This window comes from Dolichospermum sp. UHCC 0259 (assembly GCF_009711935.1).
Classification (GTDB): Bacteria; Cyanobacteriota; Cyanobacteriia; order Cyanobacteriales; family Nostocaceae; genus Dolichospermum.
Genome location: NZ_VIKX01000263.1, coordinates 1 through 3,139, shown reverse-complemented (window position 1 = coordinate 3,139; position 3,139 = coordinate 1). Strand labels below are relative to the sequence as shown.

4 protein-coding genes are annotated in these 3,139 nt (G+C 38.6%); 3 read left to right on the top strand and 1 reads right to left on the bottom strand.

Going from position 1 to position 3,139, the window contains the following annotated elements:
• Positions 1-78: 78 nt before the first annotated feature.
• Entirely contained in the window at positions 79-1,854 is a 1,776-nt protein-coding gene (locus FJR05_RS21790; RefSeq protein WP_168646039.1) for an alkaline phosphatase, read from the bottom strand.
• A gap of 80 nt (positions 1,855-1,934) precedes the next feature.
• On the opposite strand from FJR05_RS21790, the gene psb28 reads away from it, so the two are divergent.
• From psb28 to FJR05_RS21775, 3 genes are all read left to right on the top strand, one after another.
• Positions 1,935-2,270, top strand: a complete 336-nt coding sequence (gene psb28, locus FJR05_RS21785) for a photosystem II reaction center protein Psb28 (RefSeq protein ID WP_168646038.1) — start codon at positions 1,935-1,937, stop codon at positions 2,268-2,270.
• 66 nt (positions 2,271-2,336) lie between these two features.
• Positions 2,337-2,846 carry a molybdenum cofactor biosynthesis protein B gene (locus FJR05_RS21780; protein ID WP_168646037.1) on the top strand — a complete coding sequence of 170 codons (510 nt, stop codon included), beginning with the start codon at positions 2,337-2,339 and terminating at the stop codon, positions 2,844-2,846.
• A gap of 59 nt (positions 2,847-2,905) precedes the next feature.
• Entirely contained in the window at positions 2,906-3,085 is a 180-nt protein-coding gene (locus FJR05_RS21775) for a PCP reductase family protein (RefSeq protein ID WP_168646036.1), read from the top strand.
• Positions 3,086-3,139 lie beyond the last annotated feature (54 nt).

Sequence of the window (3,139 nt, the reverse complement as noted above, 5' to 3'; positions counted from 1 at the left end):
CAAAATAAATTTGACGAACTACTAGATACTATTCTTATCTTCCTACTCCCCCTACTTCCCCTACTTCCTCTACTCCCCCTACTTCCTATTCCCTATTGCTTGTCGTTGAGTTTGATAAATGTGGATTTGGTCTACTAAACCTTTAATACCAGGAATATCATAACCATAAAGTTGAAATCCCTTACCGACAGAATTGGTTAAAAATTCCGAACCCTGACCTTGGTAATAAACGGGAACTGGACGGTTAGCATGATTTCCCCAACCATATTTGATGTTGGGATTAGAACCCCAAAAATGACCGGCTTTAATGGAATCAGATTCAGCGGTTAAAGCTTCTGCGCCTTTTTCTTTCAGCAGTTCGGAAAAGTTGGGATTTAAAGTCAGATAATGATCATGATCAGCGGTGACAATGAGCAGATTATTTTCCCAACCACCGTTATTTTGAATCCAGTCAATTGTGCTTTTTACAGCTTTATCAAAATCTAAAACTGTCCCAATCATGTTATCTAAATTATCATCATGGGCAGCCCAATCAATATCACCACCTTCTACCATTAACCAAAATCCATCTTTGTCTTTGGATAAAACTGCTAAAGCTGCTTTGGTTAAATCATTGAGTGTGGGATTTTCATTAATTTCTCTAGTAATAAAAGATTGGTCAGTTTCTCCAGGAAGTAGAGGCCGAACTGTATCGGGGTTTTTTCCTTGAGAAGCAAACAGGGAAAAGATACTCAAACCTGTATTACTATAATCTCCATTGGCGGTACTTACAGGGAGATTTCCCTCTTGTCCCCTAGCTCCATATAATCCTAACAAGCGATCGCCCTGATTTGGATCTAATCTCGCCGCAGTAGTCCCTAACTTCGCAGCCGCATCTTTTCCCCGTTCTAAAAATGTATATTTATAACGGTTTTGAAGGGGTTTTTTACTCAATTCCGCATAAGTTGATTTAGTAATATATTCAAATTTAGTTAGCGGTTCTACACCCGTAGGTAGAGGTTGACTACCAGCACCCGTAAGCGGATGACCTCCACCTAAAATTACCGTTGGTTGATATATGCGAAGTTCCTGCTGGAGAATATTATCTAAAGTCGGATAATCACCATCATATTTATTGCGACGATTCACATTTGCTGCTGCTGCACCCGGTGTAGCATGATCTATAGGCACAGAAGTTACAATCCCCGTAGATTTACCATGTTCAGCCGCAGTTTTGAGAATAGTTTCTAAAGGTTTTTCAAATATATCCACAGAAATAGCATTGTTATAGCTTTTGACTCCCGTGTACAGAGTAGTCGCTGTATTAGCCGAATCAGGATAACTGTGCTTGATATATTCAGGATCATTACCCAATGTCCAAGGATTTATTCCCCCGCGCTGAGGATCATAACCCACCAAATTACCCACCGCATTGGAATTAAGATTTTTCTCTCCTCCAGATGGTGTATTTCCGGGATTAAATTGAGGTTGGAATTTAAACCCTGGTAACATCGGACTAGCGCCTGTAATCGGATTAGAGTTTGATAACGCAGAGTTACCCGTGCTGAACACTCCATTACCAGGAGCAATAGTAGTACCATAGGTGGTAGCCAGGGCATAATTATCCAGAGTTTGAAAACTCAGTCCCTCTCCCTTACCAGAAGTGTAATTATATCCTTTAGCCATAGCCCCAGCGCGAGCCATTTCCCAACCCATACCGTCTCCAATCATCAGAATGACGTTTTTTGGTTTAGTGGCAGATATAGCTGGGCTAGAATAGTTACTCAGAGTAATGAATATGCCTACTACAATGATTAATGCTGTCGTCAATAAACGGCGTTGGAATCGGAATTGTGAACTAGATTTAATTACCATAGGTAAAATGACTGCTGTAGAAATTGCACTATGATGAGAGAATATTACAAAATGATCACAAAACTTTAAATTTACTCATCATGGCGAAAATTCAGTTTGCTAGAGGTATTGACGAAAAAGTAGTTCCAGATGTCCGGTTGACAAGAGCAAAACAAGGTGAAAGTGGTACAGCCACATTTGTCTTCACTAATCCTAATATTTTGGCACAAGACGGTAACACCGAACCTACGGGACTTTACTTAATTGACGAAGAAGGGGAAATAGTTATTCGTGAAGTTCAGGGTAAATTTGTCAACGGTAAACCAGAATCTTTAGAAGCCATTTATGTCATGAAGTCTAATGAAGAATGGGATCGATTTATGCGGTTCATGAATCGCTACGCTGAAAAAAATGGACTCGGATTAAGCAAATCTTAATTTTTTAGTAGTCAGTAGTCAGTGGTCGTTGGTCATTGGTTATTGGCTAAAACTTAAATATTATCTATGGAATTTCAACCACACCCAAATGCACAGCAAACTTCTATAACTTGTGCGGTAATTACTGTTAGTGATAGCCGTTCTGCTGAGACAGATAAAAGTGGTCAATTAATTAAAGAACTACTTTTGGCTGATCATCACACAGTGGCATTGTATCAAATTATCAAAGATGAACCTAAAGAAATTCAATCCCAAATGACAGCTTTGGGTAGAGATGCTCAAATAAATGCTGTAATTTTTAATGGAGGAACAGGAATTGCTCCTAGAGATACTACTTATGATGCTTTAGAAAAGCTATTAGAAAAGACCTTACCAGGATTTGGAGAACTATTTCGGGTTTTAAGTTATCAAGAAATTGGTTCTCGCGCTATGGCTTCTCGCGCTGTCGCTGGTATTTATCAAAGCAAAATCATTTTTTCTCTTCCTGGTTCTAGTAACGCTGTGCGACTGGGCATGGAAAAGTTAATTTTACCAGAAGTGGTACATTTGGTAAAACAGTTAAATTGGCCGAATTAAACTTCTAGATCAGTTAAAATTTAGAGAAGATTAAGTAAACTATCAAAATCTAAAAATCCATGAGTGACAAGATTCAATGGACACCTGAAGCTGAAGCAAAACTTAAAGACATTCCCTTTTTTGTTCGTCCTTTTGCTCGCAAAAAGATTGAAACCTACGCTCAAGATAATAATTTATCTCCAATTACTATTGAGATTTATGAAGAAGCTAAAAAACAGTTTAACAAAAAATATGACTAACTAGTAGTCTGTCAATCCAAAAATGACGGGTAAAGGCAAGTAGGGGGAGAAGAG

Excerpts from the sequence above, each read along its gene's own strand:
- FJR05_RS21790 (WP_168646039.1), bottom strand. The coding sequence starts at position 1,854 with ATGGTAATTAAATCTAGTTCACAATTCCGATTCCAACGCCGTTTATTG.
- psb28 (WP_168646038.1), top strand. The coding sequence starts at position 1,935 with ATGGCGAAAATTCAGTTTGCTAGAGGTATTGACGAAAAAGTAGTTCCA.
- FJR05_RS21780 (WP_168646037.1), top strand. The coding sequence starts at position 2,337 with ATGGAATTTCAACCACACCCAAATGCACAGCAAACTTCTATAACTTGT.
- FJR05_RS21775 (WP_168646036.1), top strand. The coding sequence starts at position 2,906 with ATGAGTGACAAGATTCAATGGACACCTGAAGCTGAAGCAAAACTTAAA.